Below are 20126 nucleotides of genomic sequence, written 5' to 3' on the forward strand. Positions count from 1 at the left end.
TTTTTACCCCTTTTAGTCCCTTTTCGTGGAACCGAACGTGCGCCACAGCGTTTGGTTCCAGCTATCAGAGATAAATTATCTAGAAGACCATAAAATGGTGCAGCAGAATGCCGAAGGGGACAATGCCTGAACCGCAGGAAGAGAACGACCTCGAGCAGCTGATCGACAGCAACCTCCGCCGGGTATTCCAGCAGGAGGTTCAGCGCGATCTGCCTGACCGATTTGTCGAGCTGCTACGGCAGCTCAAGGAGCAGGATAGCCCCGAATGACAACCCGCAAGCCCGCCGAAGGCGAGCACAAGGACCCTCGGGACGAGATCCTCGATCACCTCCCGTCGCTCAGGGCGTTCGCCGTCTCGTTGACGCGCAACTCCTCTGCGGCAGACGACCTCGTGCAAGACACGATCGTCAACGCCTGGCGGGCGATCGACAGCTTCAAGCCCGGCACCAACATGCGGGCCTGGCTGTTCACCATCCTGCGCAACGCCTTCTATTCCGGCCGCCGGAAGATGAAGTACGAGGTCGCCGACGCCGACGGGGCGATGGCCGCCACGCTTTCGGTGAAGCCGTCTCATGACGGGCGCCTTGCGCTGAACGATTTCCAGAAGGCCTTCACGCATCTGCCCGACGAACAGCGCGAGGCGCTGGTGCTCGTGGGCGCGTCTGGCATGACCTATGAAGAAGCAGCCACGACCTGCGGCGTGGCGGTTGGCACGATCAAGTCGCGGGTCTTCCGCGGGAGGGCGCGTCTGGTGGAACTCCTGCAGTTGTCCGAGGACGAGCCGCTCGAAATGACGGATTCGGCGACGCTTGCCGTTGTCACTGATGGGCGCCAGGCAAGAAAGGCGGCCTTTTGAGGACAAAGCTCGCGCGGCTGCGTGAACGATCTCACTCGCTCACCTTCCGTATCGGGGCGCTGATGGCGCTGGCCCTGCTGCCCATCGGCCTGATCTCGGTAAACCAGACCTATCTGCTCCTGCAGGAGACCGACAAGAACTCGTCGGCCAATCTGATGGCGCGCACGGCCGAAGCTGCCGGGCGCGAAGCAAACCAGATTCAGGCCGCTTTCGGCGCAGCCCGCATGCTCGCCGCCACCGCACCGCTCATGCGCAACCGCGGCCCCGAATGCGAAGAGGGGCTGCGGCGTTTCCTCGAGCGAGCCGAGCCCTATGCCTTCGTCGGCTATGTCTCGGCCGAGGGTCTTGTTCAGTGCGCTTCTGATGGCGAGGGCACCGATGTCTCTGACCGGCCAAGCGTGATCGACATGGCCGCCAACCCGCGCGAGCGGGCCATGGTCATCCCCGATGCCGTCATCGCCCGCCGCGCCGTGGTGGCCGTCGGTGTGCCGGTGCTGACGGATGATGGCGCCTATAACGGCTTCGTCACCCTGTCGCTGGAGCATGGCGCGCTCGCCGAGACCATGGCAGGCCCCACTGAAGGCGGCACGCGGCCGATCAATCTGATCACCTTCAATTCCTCCGGCGAGGTGCTCACCTCGGCGCCGGATATCGACGAGCTGGAGGCCCAGCTTCCGGTCAATGCTGAGCTCGCCAACCTTGCCCGCATCGGGCGCACAGCCTTCATCGGCGAGAACGCCGAGGGCGACCGCCGCTTCTATGCGGTCGTGCCTATTGAGGCCGGCGTCGTTTATGCGCTCGGCTCGTGGGATTACCGCACCGACAGCCTGGTGGCCGACGGCCTGCACGCCGCCTATTCGCTGCTCTTCCCCGCCGCCATGTGGCTGGCCGGCCTGGCCGTGGCCTTCTTCTCGGTGCAGGCGATGGTCATCAAGCCCACGCGCAACCTGCGCGCGCGGATGCTGATGTTCATGCGCAACCGCCGGATCATTCCCCGCAAGCTCAGCGCGTGGGAGCCGCAGGAGCTCATCGATATGGACGAGACCTGGCAGATGCTGGCCGAAAGCGTGCTGCGCGACGAGGCCGAGCTGCACAATTCGCTGCACCAGAAGACCGTGCTGCTGAAAGAGGTGCACCACCGGGTGAAGAACAACCTTCAGCTCATCGCGTCGATCATCAACATGAAGATGCGCAAGATGAAGGACCCGAAGGAACGCCGGGTGCTGATGGAGCTGCAGCAGCGCGTCGCCTCGATCGCCCGGGTGCATCAGAAGCTGTACGAGACCTCGGCGGAAGAGCGGGTGCGGGCCGACGAGCTGTTCACCGCCATCGTCGAGCAGACAGCCGCCGCCAGCCTGCAAGACGGCGCGGCGGTCAATGTCACGCAGAGCTATGACGAGGTCGTGCTCTATCCCGACCAGGCCGTGCCCGTTGGGCTGGCCATGTCTGAGCTCGTGATGAATGCTTTCAAGCATATCGGCGCCCCCGAGGGGGAAACTCCAACGATCAAGATCCGCCTTTATATGGAAGGCTCGGAAAGCGCCGTGCTCGACATCTCCAACTCGGTCGCCCCCTCGGGCGACGAGGTGCCGCAGAAGGGTGACGGGCTGGGCGAGAAGCTCGTCCGTGCCTTTGCGCAGCAAGTCGGGGGCACTGTCGACGAAACGAACGACGGCGCGCAGCACAGAACGATAATCACCTTCCCGATCGCCGCCTTCCAAGACGCCGCCTGAGGAGAGGACTTATGGCCGATCTCCCGCCAGTGCCGGAAACGACCGGCCGGCTGCAATTGCTCATCACCGCCGCCGAGGCCTATCCGGCCTTCGAGCGGCTGATCCTGCGGGCCGAGCGCGAAGTTGTCATGGGCTTTCGCATCTTCGACCCGCGCACCCTGCTGCGCACGCCCGAAGCGCAGAAGGTCGGGACCACCTGGTCCGACCTTATCGTCGACGCCCTGCGCCGCGGGGTGCGTGTCACGCTGTGGCTTTCGGATTTCGACGCCGCCGCCGCGACAGACCTGCATATCTCTACATGGAACACCGTGCGTATCCTTTGCGGTGTGCGCGAGATGGCGGGCGAGGCGGGCAAGAACCTGACAATCCACCCGCGTCTGCACCCCGCCCGGCCTGGCACATTGCCCCGGCTTTTCTTCTCGCCGATCATCCGCATGCGTCTGTCGAGCGTCGCCAAGCAGGCGATGAAGGAAGCGCGGGAGGGCGAGAGCCGGGGCCTGTCGCTGATGCCGGGCGTGCGGGCGATGCTGAAGCGCCGCTTCGGCGATGGCATGCCAAGCTGGCCGGTATCGCACCACCAGAAGCTCGCCTCGGTCGATGGCCGCTGGCTGTACATCGGCGGCCTCGATCTGAACGAGCGGCGGTGGGACACGCTGGACCATGACCAGGGTTCGGAAGGCACCTGGCACGATATCCAGGCGCTGATCGACGACCCCGCCCTGGCCGAGGCCGGCCGGGCACATCTGATGAATTTCGACGATGTGACAGAGGCGCGGGCCAGGCCGGTCGCTGCGCCCGGGCTGCTGCGCACGATCTCAGCCCGGCGCAAGAAGTCGCATTTCTTCCGCTTCTCGCCCCGCGAGGTGCTGAAAGAGATTGAAGAGTGCCATCACGTGCGCATCGCCGAGTCGAGCCACCTCATCTACCTTGAGACGCAGTTCTTCCGCGACCGGGGCCTTGCCCGGGCGCTGGCGGAGCGGGCCCAGAAGATGTCGGGGCTGAAGCTCATCCTCGTGGTGCCCGGCGCGCCAGAGACGGTGGCCTTCAACGAGCCGCCTGATCTCGACGGCCGCTATGGCGACTATCTGCAGCTTTGGTGCATCGAGCATGTGCGCCGCGCCTTTGGGCCGGAGCGGCTGCTCATCGCCAGCCCCGCCCAGCCCCGCCAGCTGGACGAGCGCGACAGCCTCGCGCCGCGGGCCAAGATCGCCGGCGCGCCGATCATCTACCTGCACGCCAAGCTCTCTGTCTTCGACGGGCGCTCGGCCATCGTTTCCTCTGCCAATCTCAACGGGCGCTCGCTGCATTGGGATACCGAGGCGGGGGTCGAGCTGACGGGGCAGAACGAGGTCGATCTGGTGCGCCGCCGCATACAAAAATTCTGGCTGAACGAGCCGGCGGATCTGTTCCCGCTCGACGATGCCTTCCAGCACTGGACCGACCGGGTGGAAGAGAATGGCCGCCTGCCGCCCGAGAAACGGCGCGGCTTTCTCGTGCCCTATGACGAGGCGGCGGCGGTTGAAACCTCTGTGCGCTTGCCGGGCGTGCCCGAAGCGATGGTCTGAGGCTCCGCACCAGTCGAACAACTCGCAAAGGCCGCGCCATAAAGCGCGGCCTTTGCGTTAGCTAGATACGAAAAGGGCCGCGCTGATCGCGCGGCCCCGTCGGTCAGGTAGCTGGGCAGAGCTTATTCGTAAGCGTCGGCCCGCTCTTCCATCTGATCTTCGGTGGCGTCGACATAGACACGCACGTCGTCACCAGCGTCGTTCCGCAGGATCTGCAGTTCGTCGAAGGCAACCTGCACACGATCTTCACCGAGGCCGAGGAAGCCGCCCACGTCGATCAGGGCGTATTCGATGTCGCCATTCTCCGAGAGCACGACTTCGGCCACTTCGCCGATCCGGTCTTCATCGATGCCGAACACCGGGGCGCCCTGCAGGTCTTCCACCGTCAGCATCGCAGCGTCGACGCTGGCGTAGCCTTCCATTTCCATGGTCGGCGCCGTCCACATGTTGGCGTCGGCGGCGTCCATCGAGTCGTCGGCCATCGCGTCGTCAGTCGCCACGGCTTCGTCGGTCATGGTGTCGTCGGCCATCGCCTCGTCATCCATGGCGCCATCTTCGACAATCAGCTCGCCGTCGGCTTCGATGGTGTCGTCTTCCGTGGCCATGTCGGCGTTGTCTTCGGCAGCCATGTCGTCGGAAGCCATATCATCGGCCATGGCGTCATCCGTCATGGTCTCGTCAGCCATCGCTTCGTCGTCCATCGCGGCGCCGTCTTCGGTGGCCATCGCGCCATCCGCCGGCTCGCTCTCCAGCGCCTCATCGGTGCTGTCGATGGCGGTGTCGGCGTTCTCGACTTCTTGGTCGGTCATCGGCTCGGCGGTGACGTCGGCTTCCGCGTCGCTTTCCATGGCCATGTCGTCTTCGGCCATCGTGTCGTCAGACATGGTGTCGTCGGCCATCGCGCCATCATTCGTCGCGGTGTCGGCGGCGGGAACGACAGAGCCTTCGGTCCATTCTTCCTGGTTCTCGAGGGCCTCGGCGCTGCCCTTGTAGACAACGAAGAAGTTCTCGTCGCCGCCGGTCTCGGTATAGAAGCTCAGATCGTCGAGCCGGGTGGCCACGACCTTCTCACCGATGCCGAGGAAGCCGCCCACGTCGATCAGCACAGCGGCGAGCGTGCCGTCATCGTTGAAGACTAGGTCGCCGACTTCACCGATATCGTCCCAGCCGTTGTCGAGGCCGGCGGTGAGGTCAGAGCCTTCTTCGCCGACATAGACGCGCTTGCCGACCAGCTCGCTGGATTCGAAGCTGCCGAGGTCGATCTCGATGGCGGAATAATCTTCCTCTGCCACCAGGGCCGGGTCGGCCGTGGTCATCGTGTCCGCAGTTTCCTGGGCCACGGCGGGGCCGGCCAGAATGGCCAGCGCGGCGATAATGGAGTGGGAGGTTTTCATGTCGATCTCCAAGTGCATGGGTCTCGGCTGGCTCGTGTGCCTGCCTTGTATGACCCCACAACACCGCATCTCAGCGCTTGGTTCCCGGCCCTGATCAGCCAGATGAGATGCCGCGACGTTCTTGAGCGGATCTCTGCATCTTCCCGGGATTATTGAGAAAAATATGCGGTTTCCCGCCTATCGGCCCGGCGGAGTCTGGCCGAGGGGGCGGAAAGGCCCGTGCCGAGCCTCACATGATCCGGTCCCAGATCCGGTAGGGGATCATCGAGCTGCGCGAGAACAGCCAGGCGAAGGGCGTGGGGAAGTCGCGGCGGAAGGCGTCGCTCTCCATCAGAGCCATCACTTCGGCGGCTGCCTGCTTCGGCTCCATGATCTGCGGCATGTTGAAGTCGTTCTTTTTCGTCAGCCGCGTCTTGATGAAACCGGGGTTGGCGAGCTGCACCTCCACCCCGGTGCCGCGCAGGTCGGAGCGCATGCTCTCGGCCAGAGACATGATCGCGGCCTTCGGGGCGGAATATCCAATGGCCCCGGGCAGCCCGCGGAAGGCAGAGAGCGAGCCGATCAGCACGACATGCCCCGAGCTGCGCCGCGCCATCTGCGGCACGATGCGGCCGCACAGGCGCATGGCGCCCATGAAATTTGCCTCGCACATCGCTTCGGCGAGGTCGGCATCCCAGTCCTTCGCTGTCATCGGGTCGTAGAGGCCGACGGAGTAGACAACGCCGTCCACCTCGCCGGAGCCTGCTACGGCGGTGGCCACCGAAGCGGCATCGGTCACGTCGAGAGGCAGCACCTCTGCATCGCGCAGTTCGGCGGCCAGCTCCTCCAGCTTCTCGGCCCGGCGGGCGGAGAGCAGCAGCTTCGCCCCGCGCTTGTCGAGCGCGCGGGCCAGCTCGGCGCCAAGGCCAGAGCTGGCGCCGACGATCCAGTATCGGCGTCCTTTGAAATCACGGGTCATCGGGCGCTCCTTTCTGCGGATGGGTCAGGCATGGGCAAGGTCGAGCTGCACGACATCGCGATGGCCGAGCGCGAAGGCGGCGGCGGCGCTGTTGAAGCGCCAGCGCCAGTGCCGCAGCACATCTTCGGTGAAGCCCAGGCGGCGGGCGCGCGGGGCGGAGGCCTCCAGCCGGTGGCTCCATTGTCGCAGGGTGCGCGCGTAGTCCGAGCCGAAGGCGTAGCGCCCGCTGGTGGCGAGCCCGGCATGGCGGGCGGCGGCGGCCAGGCGCGTCTCGTCGCCCGGCGCTTCGATGACGGATTGCAGCACGGCGCGGCCGCTGCCGGCAAGGCGGGCCTTCAGACTGGCGAGCATTCCGGGCAGGGCGGCGCTGCCTGCCGGCTCGATCGCGGCGATGCCGTCGAACACCTCCTCGGCCTTGTCGCGCCCGGCCAGATGCACCGTCGCCCGCCCGTCGAGCCGGGCATCCGCGAAGGCGCGCTGATCGGCGCGCGCCGCCTGGGCGGTGACGACATGGCCACGGGACACCGCCCGCTCGGCCAGCCCGCCCCAGCCGCAATTCATGTCGAGCAGGCGCGGCGCATCGCCCAGCCGGTCGAGCACCCGGTCGTATTTGCGATGCTGCGCCCGGCCGAGATCGTCGTCGCCAGTCTGAAAGAGGGCGCCGGTGAAGCTCATGCCCGGGTCGAGGAAGAGCTGGAAGAACTCGGTGCCCGGCAGCTTGGCCTCATTTTGGCGCCGCAAGCCGGAAAGAAACCGCCGGTCACAGGCGACGGGAAAGGCGGCCCGGTTCAGCGCAAAGAGGCTGGCGAGCGCCTCGGGGTCTTCACTGTTCCAGAGGCCTCGGGCGAAGCTTTCGGCCATGCCTTCGGGCGACTGGTGAAGCAGCGACCGGGCGGCGGACCAATCGTAGATCTCAATCTCTGCTGCGCGCGGCCCCTGGCCGAAATCGAGCGTTGCGCCCTCGGGTGTGATCAGCCGCAGCCGGCCAGCGCCGATCCGCTCGCAGGCGGCCAGAAGGCGGGATTGCTTGGCGTCGCCGCGCATCAGGTCAGCTCCTCTTCGGGGGGCAGGGGGCGGGGGCGGTAGGGCGCGCCCTTCAGGCGCAGGCGCAGGGCCTGCCAGTAGATCAGGGCGATGGTGCGCAGGCCGCTGAACGGCAGGCGCAGGGCGGCGCGCATCAGGCCGGCATTTGTCATCGGCTGGCGCTGGCCCATGAGAGTGGCGTGCAGCGTCTCGTTGCCGCGCCGATGGGTGATGAGGATGCCGATGTGATCCTCCGCGATGTCGAAGCCGAAGGTGTAGCCGCCGGCGATCTCCTGGAAGGGCGAGACGTGGAACACCTTGTCGGCCGTGATGCGGTCGGACGGCAGGATGGGCGCGAAGCCGGGACGGGCGCAGAAATAGGAGTGCCGGTCGCCAAACGTGTTGTTCACCTCGGCAATCGCGGTAACCAGCGCCCCGCCACGCTGCACCAGCCAGAAGCTCACCGGGCTGAACCCCCGGCCAAAGAAGCGCGGCTGCGTCAGCAAAAGCAGCCGGTCGTCTTCGCCGAGCGCCAGCCCCCGGGCGGCGCAGGCCTCTCGCGCCCAGGCGGCGCCGCGCCCGCGGCCCCGCTCGCCGCCATGATCGACATCGCGCACGGAAACGAGCCCGGGCCGGCGGCGAGAGAACAGCCAGGGGGCGCGCGTTTCCTCCACGTCGATCAGCACGAAATCCACCCGGTAGCGAAAGGCATGGGCCACCTCGCCGCGCCGGGCATGGGTCGTCGCCCCGAAGATCAGCTCCGGCTTCATGCCACCGCCAGTTGCGGTTGCATGGCCTGCGCGATGCGCACGGCGCTGGCGAAGCCGTCTTCGTGAAAGCCGTGCCGTGTCCATGCGCCGGCGAACCAGGTCGCGTGCTGCCCCTGCATCTCGCGCAGCCGCGCCTGCGCCGCAACGGCGGCACTGTCGAACAGCGGGTGGCGGAACGTCGTCTCGTCGTAGATCAGCTCTTCGCGCACCTCGCGGGCGGGGTTGAGAGTCACGAAGAGCGGGTCGTCCTCTGGGATGTTCTGCAGCCGGTTCATCCAATAGGTCACGCCGATCTGCGCAGCTTCGCCGGGCCGTGTGCTCTCGTCGGCCTGATAGACCCAGGACGACCAGCAGGCCCGCCGCCGGGGCATCTGGCCCGGATCGGCGTGCAACACGGCGCGATTGTCTTGGTAGCGTACGGCGGAGAGGGCGGCGCGCTCCTCCGGCGTGGGGTCGGCGAGCATCGCCAGCGTCTCGTCGGAATGCGAGGCGAAGATCACCTGATCGAAGGTCTCCTCCACGCCCCCCTCGGCCCGCACGCGCGGCCGGCCATGGCTGCGGTTGACCGAGCGAACAGGCGCGCCGGTGCGGATCTCGCAGCCTGTGGCGCGCAGATGCGCCTCCAGCCGGCGCACATATTCGATCGAGCCGCCATCCACCGTCCACCATTGGTGCTGGCCGGTGGCGGAGAGCAGGGCATGATTGCGGAAGAAATTGATCATCGCCCGCGCGGGAAAGTCGCGGATGCGCGTGGCCGGCGTGCTCCAGATCGCGCCGCAGATCGGCATGAGGTAATAGCGCTCGAACCAGCTGCCGAGCCGCAGCTCGGCCACCAGATCGCCGATGGTCTGCCCGTCGCGCGCCGCCGCCTCGGCCCCGGCGTTGAAGCGGAAGATGTCGCGTACCATGCGCAGAAAGCCTGGGCGCACCATGTTGCCGCGCTGGCCGAGCAGGGCGCCTAGGTCGCGCAGCCCGTATTCCACCGTGCCGCCGTTGATCGTGGCGCCGAAGCTCATGTCGCTCTTGGCGACCGGCACGTCGAGCTCGTGGAACATCCGCGTCAGATGCGGGTAATTGGCGTAGTTGAACACGATGAAGCCGGTATCCACCGGCTGGTCGCCCCGCTTGCCGGCGATCTTGGTGCGGGCATGGCCGCCCAGCCGCGGCTCGGCTTCGAACAGCGTCACGCGGTGCGACGGCGACAGCAGCCAGGCAGCCGCCAGCCCCGAGACGCCGGCCCCGATAACGGCAATCTTCTGCGGGCGGGTCGGGGCTGCATCAAACGACATGGGGCCTCATGGGGCGGAAAGGGGAACAACTGACAGAACTACGCCAGGCGGGGCAGGGCGGATCATTCTTTCACCCTTAGCGGCAGAGCCTTTCCATCCCTCAACCGCTCCCCCGAAAATTGACGCGCGCATGTGATCCACCCAGCGCGCACCGCCGTATCCTGAACATGTTGAACGATGCGCCAGCCGCTGCGACACTCAACCGGGCGCTGGCATTGGCCAGCAGCGCGGAGAGAGCGAAATTGGGCGAAGCTGTGGGTCAGGACGATAAGCTCGAAAACCAGGCGGCCCCGGCCGTCTGCGAGCAGACCCGGGCGATGCTCGCAGTGCGCGACCGGCGCGACAAGGCGGCCTTCGGGCAGCTCTTCGATCATTACGGTCCGCGGCTGAAGGCGATGGCGATGCGCTCCGGCGCTTCCTCTGCCCTTGCAGAAGACATCGTGCAGGACGTCATGCTCACTATCTGGCGCAAGGCGGGCCAATACGATCCGGCCCGCGCGCCGGTCTCGGCCTGGATCTTCCGCATCGCGCGGAACCGGCAGATCGACATCGCCCGCCGCAACCGGCGGCCCGAGCCCGAGATGCTCGAGGCTTCGTCCGAGCCTACATCGGCCGACAGCAGCGCCGGTGACATCCTGGCTCTGGAGGAAGAGGCCGAGGCGCTGCGTGCGGCTCTTCTGGCCCTCTCTGCCGATCAGCGCGCCGTTATCGAGCGCGCCTATCTCGGCGACCTGAGCCATAGCGAAATCCGTGCCGAGACGGGCCTGCCGCTCGGCACCATCAAGTCGCGGATCCGGCTGGGGCTGGAGCGGCTGCGTCATGAATTGAAGGACCTGAGATAGCCATGGGCACCATCTCGCATCACCTGCCCGACGATATCCTCGCCGCCTACGCCGGCGGCTCGCTGGGCTATGCCTATGAACTCGTCGTTGCCAGCCATGTCTCGCTCTGTGACGAATGCCGTGCCCGGCTGGGCGCGCATGAGGCCGCCGGCGGCGCTGTGCTGGAAGAGGTCGGTGCCACCGCCATCTCGCCCGAACTGCGCAGCCGCCTGTTCGCCGCCCTGAAGCAGGATGAGCTTGAGATGCCCCAGTCGAGCTGGAAGCGCTCCGGCCCCCTGCCGGCCCCGGTGGTGGAGGCGCTGAACGGCGAGGCGCCGCGCTGGCGCAGCCTTGGCGGCGGCGCCAAGCAATGCATCATCGACGATGGCGAGGCCGGCAGCGTTCGGCTTCTCTCCATCGCGCCGGGCGCCGCGATGCCCGAGCATGGCCATGGCGGGCTTGAGCTGACGCTGGTGCTGCAGGGCGCCTACAGCGATGCCGAAGGCCGCTTCGGCCCCGGTGACGTCGCCGTCGAGACCGAAGACGACGGCCACCAGCCGATTGCCGAGCCGGGCGAGACCTGCATCTGCCTTGCCGCCGCCGATGCACCCCTGCGCTTCCGCCGCATGGTGCCGCGGCTGGCCCAGCGGTTCTTCCGGATATAACGTCAATTCTAGTCACTCCGGCACCGCGGACCGAGGGCAGATTCACGCTCTGTCAGCACCTGTGCTCTAAGCGATCATCCTGAACCGGGCCTCGGCCCTTTGCAGGACAGGATCGACATGACATTTCGTAGCCTCCTCCCCGCCATGGCCCTGCTGTGCCTTGGCACCGGCGCCTTTGCCTCTGAGATGAACGCCGAAGCGCAGGCCTTCTATGAGGAAACGGTGGTGCCGCTGCTGGCCCAGCCCATGGTGATCGACGCCGTGCGCGCCCAGAATGCAGAGACGGTGGGCCTGACGGCCGATGATATCGCCGCGCTCGACAGGCAATGGGCGGCAGAGATCGGCCGTGCCGACGCGCCGCTGATCAACGCCGTGCTGCATTCGCCGCTGGGAGAGCAGCTCGCGCAGATGGTGGCGGAATCGAGCGGCCTCTTCACCGAGATCTTCATTATGGACGCGCAGGGCCTCAACGTCGCTGCCAGCGGGGCCACCTCTGATTACTGGCAGGGCGACGAGGCCAAGCATGCCGAAAGCTACGGCGCCGGGCCGGAGGGCTACCACCTCAGCGAGATCGAGTTCGACGAATCCTCGCAGATGTATGCGGTGCAGGCGTCCTTCGCGATCAGCGACCCCGATACGGGCGAAGTCATCGGCGCCATCACCTTCGGGGTGGATGCGGCTGTCATCAACTGAGGCGCGCCGGGCGCGATGCTTTGGCACCGCGCCCGCAGAGCTTCCCGGGTGGCTGCCCGCGCCGCCGCTGTACGAGTGAAAGGTCAAGACGTTGAAACAGAAGTTTGGCGGCCTGCATTTTCTGACAGGCTCGGTATTTTTGAAGATCGCCGGACTTTCGGCGCTGACGGCCGCAATCGTCGCGGTCACGCTCTCGATCTTTTCCACATCGGAAACGACACGTGTCGCCAAGGACGGCCTGCGCCGGCTCGCGTATGAAGTCGCGCAGACGGATGCCTTCAACCTGGCCGGGCATGTGCGCTTCGCCAATACCGAGGCCATCGCGCTGGCGATGGATCACCACATCCAGCGCGCGGGCGAGCACTTCGTCTATCTCGAAGTCACCGGTGTCGATGGCCAGATGCTGGCTGAAGCGGGCGATGTCGACGATGCGCTCGATGCCGAAACCGACGGCATGGCCTCACGGGCCCTCAGCACCGGCGAGGCGGTGATCAGCGCCGATGGCTTCATCGTCTCCGAGCCGATCTATTTCGGCAACGACGAAAACCCCACCGGCGTGCTCACCATCGTCTGGTCGCCCGAGGCGATGCTGGCCGAACTGGCGGCGGACCGCCGCACGATGCAGCTTGCTGTTCTCGTGGTCTTCCTCGCGCTGGTGGCTCTCGGGGCCGAGGTCACGCGCCGCATGGTTGGCCGGCCTCTGAGCGAACTCGCCAGGGCGGTGGTCAGTGTTTCCGATGGCGAAGAGGATTGCCACATCGGCATGACCGACCGCAGCGACGAGGTGGGCGAGATCGCTCGCGCGCTGCAGCTGCTGGACAGCAAACTGCATGACGCCCGCCTCGCCGAGGCCGAGCGCGACGCCGCCCGGCAGGAGCAGAGCGCCGTCGTGCAGCGGCTGGGCCGCGGGCTGACCGCGCTGGCCGAAGGCGATCTGACCCACCGGATCGACCAGGCCTTCAGCGCCGAATACGAGCAGCTCCGCGCCGACTACAACCGCGCGCTCGACCGCCTTTCGGCCGCCATCGGCCAGGTCTTCACCGCCGCCAATTCCATCCGCGAGGGCATCGGGTCTGTCTCGGCTTCGTCCGACGATCTGTCTCGCCGCACCGAAAACCAGGCCGCGACTCTGGAAGAGACGGCAACCGCGCTCGACGAACTCACCGCCTCGGTGCGCACCGCGGCCGATGGCTCTCGTGAGGTGGAGAACATCGTCACCGACGCGCGCACCCATGCGCAAAAATCCGGCGAGGTGGTGCAAAGCGCCGTGGGCGCCATGACCAAGATCGAGAAGAGCTCCGAACAGATCAGCCAGATCATCGGCGTCATCGACGATATCGCCTTCCAGACCAACCTGCTGGCCCTCAACGCCGGCGTCGAGGCAGCAAGGGCCGGTGAGGCGGGCAAAGGCTTCGCCGTCGTCGCCAGCGAAGTTCGCGTGCTGGCGCAGCGTACCTCTGACGCGGCCAAGGAGATCAAGGATCTGATCTCCGGCTCGACGGCCCAGGTCGGCGAGGGGGTGCATCTGGTCGGCAAGGCGGGCGAAGCGCTCAACTCCATCGTCGAGCGGGTCAGCCACATCTCTGAGCTGGTCACGAACATCGCCGCCGGTACGGTGGAGCAGGCGAACTCGCTGGACGAGATCAACACGGGCGTCACCTCGCTGGATCAGGTCACCCAGCAGAACGCCGCGATGGTGGAAGAGAGCACGGCTGCCGCGCACACGCTCTATTCCGATGCCGACCGGCTGGCCTCGCTCGTGGGGCAGTTCCAGATCGGCAACACGCAGGGGCAGGCTCCCAAGGCAACGAACCGCCGCGCCGCCTGATCGCACTCATCGGCTCTCCCAGCGCCCCGCCCTCAAGGCGGGGCGCTTGCATTTTCGAAAGCTCTTGAGGAGAGGGGCCGGTCTAAAGACGCGGCTTGGGAAAGGCGCGAGCGATAACCGTCGCCACCTGGCGGCTCAGGCGATGATGTCCGGTGTCAGCCTGTCCTCAATGCGCGACATGCGATCCTTCAGCGAAAGCTTCTGCTTCTTAAGCCGCCGGATCATCAGCACATCGGCCAGCGGCCCGCGCTCTTCAAGCGCCGCGATGGCTTCATCGAGGTCGCGGTGCTGGCGGCGCATCACCTCCAGCTCGATCTGGAGCACCTCCATCTCGTCGAGTTTTTCAGAGCCGCTCATCGCTATCGTCACCGCCACTGCCTGCTGGCGCCCATCCTATCGTCACCTCCGCGCCAATCCCAGCCCCGCCCCTTGCGACCTACGCCTTTGACGCCCATATTTCTGGCAGGACGGGTCGCCGCTTACGGGGCTCGCAGCCTGACAGTCGCTTACGAGGACGAAACGGCATGACCAAGATCTCGCTGGGGGCGCATCCCTACCTTCTGGGCTTTGAAGAGCTCGAACGGCTGATGGAGCGCACCGCCAAATCGGCCGGGGATGGCTACCCGCCCTACAATATCGAACAGACGTCTCCGCATTCTTACCGGATCACCCTTGCGGTGGCCGGCTTCAGCGAGGCTGACCTGTCGATCACGCTCGAAGAGAAGTCTCTTATCGTGCGCGGCCGCCAGGGCGAAGACCAGGATGACCGCGTCTTCCTGCATCGCGGTATCGCCGCCCGCCAGTTTCAGCGCAGTTTCGTGCTGGCCGATGGCGTGGAGATCGGCGAAGCGCTGATGGAAAACGGACTTCTGCACATCGACCTGACCCGCAAGCCGCCGGAAAGCGTTGTGCAGACCATTCAGATCAAGAAGGGAGGGGTGCAATGAACACGCCGTTCGATCTGGCCCGCCTCGGCAAGAACGTTGTCTACGTCAAGCCGGTCGCCGTTTCTGACCTGCCCGAAGAGGTGCAGGCCCAGGCTGAGGGGCGCGAGACGCTCTTCGCCGTGCACAATGCCGAAGGCCGCCAACTGGCTCTCGTGATCGACCAGAAGCTTGCCTTCGATCTCGCGCGCGAGCACGATATGGTCCCGGTGACCATTCACTAAACCATCCACCAAGACGGAGATCCTGATGCCCCGAGCCGCCGACCACTTCACTGGGGCACAGGTGCTCCTTCACTGGCTCACCCTTCTGGTGATCCTCGTGTCGTTCTTCAGCCACGACGCCATTGAAGACGCCTTCCGCCACCTGGAGGCGACAGGCCCCTGGGTGACCGAGGGCATCGTGCATCGCGTCGCGGGCATGACGATCCTCGTGCTCACGCTCATCCGCCTCTTCCTGCGAATGCGCCATGGCGCGCCGGAAGAACCGCCGATGCCGGGCATGATGCGGCTGGCAGCGCACGCCTCGCATTGGGCGATCTATGCTCTGCTGCTGCTGATTCCTGTCGTCGGCCTCATGGCATGGGTGGGTGGCATCGAGCCGGCGGGGGAACTGCACGGCGTTCTGTTCTGGCTTCTCGCGATTGTCACGACCCTGCATATCGCGGCGGCGCTCTATCACCAGTTCATCCGGAAGGATCATCTTCTGCGCACGATGATGCCGGCCTCTAAGGCGGGCTGACGCGCCTCCTGACAACGCAAAAAGGGCGGCCCCCGCGGGCCGCCCTTTCGCTATTCAGCGCTGTCTTCCGGCTCAAGTGCCGGAGATCAGCCCCATGCTTTCCAGCTTCAGCACCACCTGATGGGCGCAGTTGTCCACGTCTGTGCCCTCGGTCTCGATGCGCAGCTCGGGGTTCTCCGGCACGTCGTAGGGGTCGGAGATGCCGGTGAACTCCTTGATCTTGCCTTCGCGGGCCAGCTTGTAGAGCCCCTTGCGGTCGCGCCGCTCGCATTCCTCGATCGGGGTGGCGACATGCACCTCGATGAAGGCGCCGAAGGCCTCGATGTCCTCGCGCACGGCGCGGCGCGTCGTGGCGTAGGGCGCGATCGGGGCGCAGATGGCGATGCCGCCGTTCTTGGTGATCTCGCTCGCCACGTAGCCGATGCGGCGGATGTTGAGATCGCGGTGCTCCTTGGAGAAGCCGAGCTCGGAGGAGAGGTTCTTCCGCACGATGTCGCCGTCGAGCAGCGTCACCGGGCGGCCGCCCATCTCCATCAGCTTGACCATCAGCGCGTTGGCGATGGTGGATTTGCCCGAGCCGGAGAAGCCGGTGAAGAACACCGTGAAGCCCTGGTTCGACCGCGGCGGCCGGGTGCGGCGCAGCTCCGCCACAACTTCGGGGAAGGAGAACCACTCGGGGATCTCGAGCCCCTCGGCCAGACGGCGGCGCAGCTCGGTGCCCGAGATGTTCAGGATGGTGACGTCATCCTTGTCGGCGATCTCGTCATTCGGCTCGTATTGTGCGCGCTCCTGCACATAGACCATGTGCTTGAAGGGGACCATTTCGAGGCCGATCTCGGATTCATATTCCTTGAAGAGATCCTGGGCATCATAGGGGCCGTAGAAATCTTCGCCGGCAGAGTTCTTGCCCGGGCCGGCATGGTCGCGGCCGACGATGAAGTGCGTGCAGCCGTGGTTGGCTCGGATCAGCCCGTGCCAGACAGCCTCGCGCGGGCCGGCCATGCGCATGGCGAGGTTGAGCAGCGACATCGTGGTCGTCGACTGCGGGTACTTGTCGAGCACCGCCTCGTAGCAGCGCACGCGGGTGAAGTGATCGACATCGCCGGGCTTCGTGAGGCCGACGACCGGGTGGATCAGCAAGTTCGCCTGCGCTTCACGCGCGGCGCGGAACGTCAGCTCCTGGTGGGCGCGGTGCAGGGGGTTGCGCGTCTGGAAGGCGACGACCTTGCGCCAGCCGAGCTTGCGGAAGAAGGCGCGCAGCTCGTTGGGCGTGTCGCGGCGGGCGCGGAAATCGTAATGCACCGGCGGCTGGATGCCGGTGATCGGGCCGCCGAGATAGATCTTGCCGGCCTGGTTGTGCAGGTAGTTCACTGCCGGGTGGGCGCTGTCATCGGCGCCGAAGACCTTCTCGGCCTCCTTCGCCTTGTTCGGCTCCCATTTGTCGGTGACGGTCATCGTGGCGAGGATGACGCCTTCCTGGTCGCGCAGGGCGATGTCCTGGCCGAGCTCGATGGTGCCGGCGAATTTCTCGGAGACGTCGAGCGTGATAGGCATCGGCCAGAGCGAGCCGTCCTTCAGCCGCATCGTGTCGACGACGCTGTCGTAATCCTCTTCGGAGAGGAAGCCCTTCAGCGGGTAAAATCCGCCGTTCATCAGAAGCTCGAGGTCGCAGATCTGGCGCGGGGTCAGATCCCACGAGGTCAGATCGGCAGCTTCGACCTTCAGTTTCTGGGCGCTGTCATGAGAAACGTAGAGTTCTGGAATGGGATTTAGGTTCGAAACGGTCGTCATATTGTGCGGCCCTGCAGAGAAATGATTGCGCGTTGGTCCCTATGTGAGGCGGACTTTTTGCGCAAGCGGGGCTGCCACGAATGCTGCAATGCAGTAAATGTATAGCTGCTTTATGCCGACGGATCGGGCCAGACGTTCGGAACACCGGCAATTCGAAGCGCACCTGCCCAATCGAACAGCGCGACGTTCTCTAAGTCGGGGCGTGTGCGGGAACGGTAGAGTAGCCCGTGGGCGCCCGAGGCACGGGCCGCGTCGGAGAGCGGCCAGGTGGGCGCGGGGCCGTCAATCTCATGCCAGGCAATGCGGGCCGTATCGTTCTCGCGCAGATCGACGATGCCGTCGATGGAGAGGTCGAGCCGGTGGATCAGCCGCGGCGGATCGTCCGGCCGCACGTAGCGGGCCAGCGCCGCGGCGGCGCCCTCGGGGCTGAGAGAGGCGTAGAGGGCAGGCTGGCCCGAGTGGTGAAACCGGCCCTTCGGCCCGCGGACAGGGGCCAAAGGATCGGTCTGATCGGCAAAGAGGATGCGCCAGACCGGCGCCTCCAGGCGGATCATTCCGCCGCGGTCAGCGGGTCCGCCGGGATCTGCGCCGTGTCGATGTCGGCCTCGTGCTCGGCGAGGAATTTCTCGGCATCGAGCGCTGCCATGCAGCCCATGCCGGCAGAGGTCACCGCCTGGCGATAGACGTGATCCGTCAGGTCGCCGGCGGCAAACACGCCGGGGATCGATGTGCGCGTCGAACCGGGCTCGACCTTCACATAGCCGCCGTTATGGGTGACCAGCTGGTCCTTCACCAATTCGCTCGCCGGGGCGTGGCCGATGGCGATGAACACGCCCTTGGCGGCAAGCTCGGTGATCTCGCCCGTCTCGACATGGCGGATCTTCACGCTCTCGACGCCCAGCGGGCTGTCGGCGCCTTCGACCTCGTCGAGCTGGTGGTTCCAGATCACCTCGACCTTCGGGTGCTTGAACAGGCGATCCTGCAGGATGCGCTCGGCGCGGAAGCTGTCGCGGCGGTGCACCACTGTCACCTTGCTGGCGAAATTGGTGAGGAAGAGCGCCTCTTCCACGGCGGTGTTGCCGCCGCCGACCACGACGATCTCCTGCCCGCGATAGAAGAACCCGTCGCAGGTCGCGCAGGCCGACACGCCGAAGCCCTTGAACTTCTCCTCGCTCGGCAGGCCCAGCCACTTGGCGCGGGCGCCGGTGGCGAGGATCACGGCATCGGCCGTCACCACAGCGCCGCTGTCGCATTTGGCGGTGAAGGGGCGGTGCTGCAGGTCGAGCTCGGTCACGATGTCAGAGACGATCTCGGTGCCCATCTGCTTGGCATGAGCTTCCATCCGCTCCATCAGGCCGGGGCCCGTCAGCTCCAGGTCGCCGGGCCAGTTCTCGACATCGGTGGTCGTGGTCAGCTGGCCGCCCGGTTCCAGCCCCTGGATCAGCAGCGGCGAGAGCATGGCGCGCGAGGCATAGACGGCGGCTGTATAGCCGGCGGGGCCGGAGCCGATGATCAGCAGGCGGGTATGGGTCGGGTCGGCCATGACGGGCTCCTTTGCAGAGGTGAAACCCGATATAGTGTCGCGCTTCCAGCGGGGAAACCCCTTGACCCGGCACGCGGGCCGGGCGATCAGCCCGCACGCAACTTTGCCGGAAATTGCGCTCTTGCGACATATTATTGCGCGAGCGGCGGGTTCGGCGTATGATCTTTACATCAGAATTGGGAAAGCACATGCCGGGCAGCCGATTGGACGAGATCGACCGCAAAATCCTTGCCGAGCTGCAGGCGGATGGCCGCATGACGAATGTCGAGCTGGCCAGCCGCGTGGGCATTTCGGCGCCGCCCTGCCTGCGCCGTGTGCGCGCGCTGGAGGAGCAGGGCTATATCCGGGGCTTTCATGCCGATGTCGACCCGCGTCTTCTGGGCTTCGAGGTCACCGTTTTCGCCAATGTCGGGCTGCTGAGCCAGGCCGAGGCCGACCTGAGCGCTTTCGAGAACCGCTGCCGTTCCTGGCCGCTCGTGCGCGAGTGCCACATGCTGAACGGCGAGGTCGATTTCCTGCTCAAATGCGTCTCGCCCGACCTGCGCACCTTTCAGCGCTTCCTGACGGAAGAGCTGACGGCGGCGCCCAATGTCGGTTCGGTCAAGACGTCGCTGGTTATCCGCGACGCCAAGGATGAGCCGGGCGTGCCCTTCGATGTGCTCGAAGCACGCATGGCGACCGAAAGCTGAGAGCCGCCGCCTCAGGCGACGTTGGTCATATCCAGATCGGCCCGGCGGAGGCGGGGCAGGGCGGCGGGGCCGAACCCTTCGAGGCTGCGCAGATGCGGGAAGCAGGAGAGGAACAGCTCTTCCAGCTCGCTCGACAGGCCAAGCCCGAGCAGGGCGCCGGGATGATAGCTCTCCACCTCCAGCCCGTTCACCGCGACGCGCTCGTGCTGCTCGAAGGCAAGGTGGAACACCGGCACAGGGATCGGCGGGGTCAGCTCTATGAAACCCAGATCGTCGATGAAATCGCTGGCGGGCATCAGGGCATGGTCGTGACCGGTAAGCCGGCGGATGCCGGCACCGCTGCGCACGATCCGGGCCGACGGCCCGAGCACGAGGTCGGTCATCGGCTTGGCGATGCCCAGCGTGTCTGCCGGGATGCGGATCAGCCGCCGCATGGCGTGAGACTGCCCCTTGGCATGGGCGTGGATCAGGGTGGAGCCCTTCCAGAGCAGAGTCTGGAACTCACCGCCGGCCGTGCGAATCTGGTCGCCCGGCAGCACATCCTCAATCGCGACGGTGCCGCGATCTGTCTGCAGAAGGGCGCCGCGCGCGACGGCGCTGAACGCTTCGTCGAAGACCGGATGAGCGGGGACGAGTCGGGTGAAATCGGCGATGTCACCGCGGTCGTCGAGGCAGGCGACCTCGATCTTGCGCAAGAGAGGCGTGCTGCGCTGAGGTCGCCCGTCGATGCGAGACACGCGGCCACTCCGGGCCGCAGCTGTCGTGGCGTCCGCCGTGAGGGCGGGGAGGGAAATCGTCATGGCTCTGCCTACTTCAAGGCTCA

General features: G+C 66.0%; 22 protein-coding genes. 12 read left to right on the top strand and 10 right to left on the bottom strand.

The features are described from left to right. Positions 1-122 precede the first annotated feature (122 nt). From ACXN5S_RS13560 to ACXN5S_RS13575, 4 genes are read left to right on the top strand one after another with little or no spacing between them, the layout of a single operon-like run. Positions 123-269, top strand: coding sequence for a NepR family anti-sigma factor (locus tag ACXN5S_RS13560; protein ID WP_458605969.1), 147 nt, complete (start codon positions 123-125; stop codon positions 267-269). Next, positions 266-856, top strand: a complete 591-nt coding sequence (locus ACXN5S_RS13565) for an RNA polymerase sigma factor (RefSeq protein WP_458605970.1) — start codon at positions 266-268, stop codon at positions 854-856. The genes ACXN5S_RS13560 and ACXN5S_RS13565 overlap by 4 nt, the downstream gene beginning before the upstream one ends. Continuing rightward, positions 853-2589, top strand: a complete 1737-nt coding sequence (locus tag ACXN5S_RS13570) for a sensor histidine kinase (protein WP_458605971.1) — start codon at positions 853-855, stop codon at positions 2587-2589. The genes ACXN5S_RS13565 and ACXN5S_RS13570 overlap by 4 nt, the downstream gene beginning before the upstream one ends. A gap of 11 nt (positions 2590-2600) precedes the next feature. Further along, the gene (locus tag ACXN5S_RS13575) at positions 2601-4154 is read left to right on the top strand and encodes a phospholipase D-like domain-containing protein (RefSeq protein ID WP_458605972.1); all 1554 of its coding nucleotides are present in this window, start codon (positions 2601-2603) and stop codon (positions 4152-4154) included. A gap of 122 nt (positions 4155-4276) precedes the next feature. Here the strand turns inward: ACXN5S_RS13575 and ACXN5S_RS13580 are convergent, their stop codons facing one another. The 5 genes from ACXN5S_RS13580 to ACXN5S_RS13600 all read right to left on the bottom strand — a co-directional run bounded on the left by ACXN5S_RS13580 (position 4277) and on the right by ACXN5S_RS13600 (position 9588). Next, the gene (locus ACXN5S_RS13580; RefSeq protein ID WP_458605973.1) at positions 4277-5548 is read right to left on the bottom strand and encodes a PRC-barrel domain-containing protein; all 1272 of its coding nucleotides are present in this window, start codon (positions 5546-5548) and stop codon (positions 4277-4279) included. Positions 5549-5777: 229 nt separating this feature from the next. Then, positions 5778-6506, bottom strand: coding sequence for an SDR family NAD(P)-dependent oxidoreductase (locus tag ACXN5S_RS13585; RefSeq protein WP_458605974.1), 729 nt, complete (start codon positions 6504-6506; stop codon positions 5778-5780). Between the two features lie 24 nt (positions 6507-6530). After that, complete coding sequence (locus ACXN5S_RS13590; RefSeq protein ID WP_458605975.1) at positions 6531-7550, bottom strand: class I SAM-dependent methyltransferase; 1020 nt, start codon at positions 7548-7550, stop codon at positions 6531-6533. Continuing rightward, positions 7550-8299: a DUF1365 domain-containing protein gene (locus tag ACXN5S_RS13595; protein ID WP_458605976.1), complete on the bottom strand. Its 750-nt coding sequence runs from the start codon at positions 8297-8299 to the stop codon at positions 7550-7552. Before ACXN5S_RS13595 ends, ACXN5S_RS13590 begins: the two co-directional genes overlap by 1 nt. Continuing rightward, positions 8296-9588, bottom strand: a complete 1293-nt coding sequence (locus ACXN5S_RS13600) for an NAD(P)/FAD-dependent oxidoreductase (protein WP_458605977.1) — start codon at positions 9586-9588, stop codon at positions 8296-8298. Before ACXN5S_RS13600 ends, ACXN5S_RS13595 begins: the two co-directional genes overlap by 4 nt. Before the next feature lie 254 nt (positions 9589-9842). On the opposite strand from ACXN5S_RS13600, the gene ACXN5S_RS13605 reads away from it, so the two are divergent. From ACXN5S_RS13605 to ACXN5S_RS13620, 4 genes are all read left to right on the top strand, one after another. Then, positions 9843-10430: a sigma-70 family RNA polymerase sigma factor gene (locus ACXN5S_RS13605; RefSeq protein WP_458605978.1), complete on the top strand. Its 588-nt coding sequence runs from the start codon at positions 9843-9845 to the stop codon at positions 10428-10430. A 2-nt stretch (positions 10431-10432) separates the two neighbouring features. After that, complete coding sequence (locus tag ACXN5S_RS13610; RefSeq protein ID WP_458605979.1) at positions 10433-11074, top strand: ChrR family anti-sigma-E factor; 642 nt, start codon at positions 10433-10435, stop codon at positions 11072-11074. 117 nt (positions 11075-11191) lie between these two features. Further along, positions 11192-11767 carry a PDC sensor domain-containing protein gene (locus tag ACXN5S_RS13615; RefSeq protein ID WP_458605980.1) on the top strand — a complete coding sequence of 192 codons (576 nt, stop codon included), beginning with the start codon at positions 11192-11194 and terminating at the stop codon, positions 11765-11767. A 91-nt stretch (positions 11768-11858) separates the two neighbouring features. Beyond that, a complete protein-coding gene (locus ACXN5S_RS13620) occupies positions 11859-13595 on the top strand; it encodes a methyl-accepting chemotaxis protein (RefSeq protein ID WP_458605981.1) in 1737 nt (578 codons plus the stop codon). A gap of 135 nt (positions 13596-13730) precedes the next feature. Here ACXN5S_RS13620 and ACXN5S_RS13625 read toward each other — a convergent pair whose 3' ends face one another. Next, positions 13731-13952: a YdcH family protein gene (locus ACXN5S_RS13625; RefSeq protein WP_458605982.1), complete on the bottom strand. Its 222-nt coding sequence runs from the start codon at positions 13950-13952 to the stop codon at positions 13731-13733. A gap of 167 nt (positions 13953-14119) precedes the next feature. On the opposite strand from ACXN5S_RS13625, the gene ACXN5S_RS13630 reads away from it, so the two are divergent. Genes ACXN5S_RS13630 through ACXN5S_RS13640 form a run of 3 tightly spaced genes read left to right on the top strand, consistent with a single transcriptional unit; the run spans position 14120 to position 15280 of the window. Beyond that, entirely contained in the window at positions 14120-14542 is a 423-nt protein-coding gene (locus ACXN5S_RS13630; protein WP_458605983.1) for an Hsp20 family protein, read from the top strand. Then, positions 14539-14763 (top strand): DUF1150 family protein, encoded by a 225-nt coding sequence (locus tag ACXN5S_RS13635; RefSeq protein ID WP_458605984.1) that lies wholly within the window; start codon positions 14539-14541, stop codon positions 14761-14763. The genes ACXN5S_RS13630 and ACXN5S_RS13635 overlap by 4 nt, the downstream gene beginning before the upstream one ends. Positions 14764-14788: 25 nt before the next feature. Continuing rightward, positions 14789-15280, top strand: a complete 492-nt coding sequence (locus tag ACXN5S_RS13640) for a cytochrome b (protein WP_458605985.1) — start codon at positions 14789-14791, stop codon at positions 15278-15280. Positions 15281-15352: 72 nt separating this feature from the next. Here ACXN5S_RS13640 and ACXN5S_RS13645 read toward each other — a convergent pair whose 3' ends face one another. From ACXN5S_RS13645 to trxB, 3 genes are all read right to left on the bottom strand, one after another. Beyond that, entirely contained in the window at positions 15353-17071 is a 1719-nt protein-coding gene (locus ACXN5S_RS13645) for a bifunctional sulfate adenylyltransferase/adenylylsulfate kinase (protein WP_458605986.1), read from the bottom strand. A gap of 110 nt (positions 17072-17181) precedes the next feature. Then, positions 17182-17625 (bottom strand): RES family NAD+ phosphorylase, encoded by a 444-nt coding sequence (locus tag ACXN5S_RS13650; RefSeq protein WP_458605987.1) that lies wholly within the window; start codon positions 17623-17625, stop codon positions 17182-17184. Next, positions 17622-18614, bottom strand: a complete 993-nt coding sequence (gene trxB, locus ACXN5S_RS13655; protein WP_458605988.1) for a thioredoxin-disulfide reductase — start codon at positions 18612-18614, stop codon at positions 17622-17624. Before trxB ends, ACXN5S_RS13650 begins: the two co-directional genes overlap by 4 nt. Before the next feature lie 188 nt (positions 18615-18802). Between trxB and ACXN5S_RS13660 the strand changes: the two genes are divergently transcribed. Next, positions 18803-19303, top strand: coding sequence for an Lrp/AsnC family transcriptional regulator (locus ACXN5S_RS13660; RefSeq protein WP_458606057.1), 501 nt, complete (start codon positions 18803-18805; stop codon positions 19301-19303). An 11-nt stretch (positions 19304-19314) separates the two neighbouring features. Here ACXN5S_RS13660 and ACXN5S_RS13665 read toward each other — a convergent pair whose 3' ends face one another. Next, positions 19315-20103, bottom strand: a complete 789-nt coding sequence (locus ACXN5S_RS13665) for a Hint domain-containing protein (protein ID WP_458605989.1) — start codon at positions 20101-20103, stop codon at positions 19315-19317. Positions 20104-20126: the final 23 nt, after the last annotated feature.

This window comes from Pseudoroseicyclus sp. H15 (genome assembly GCF_054353345.1).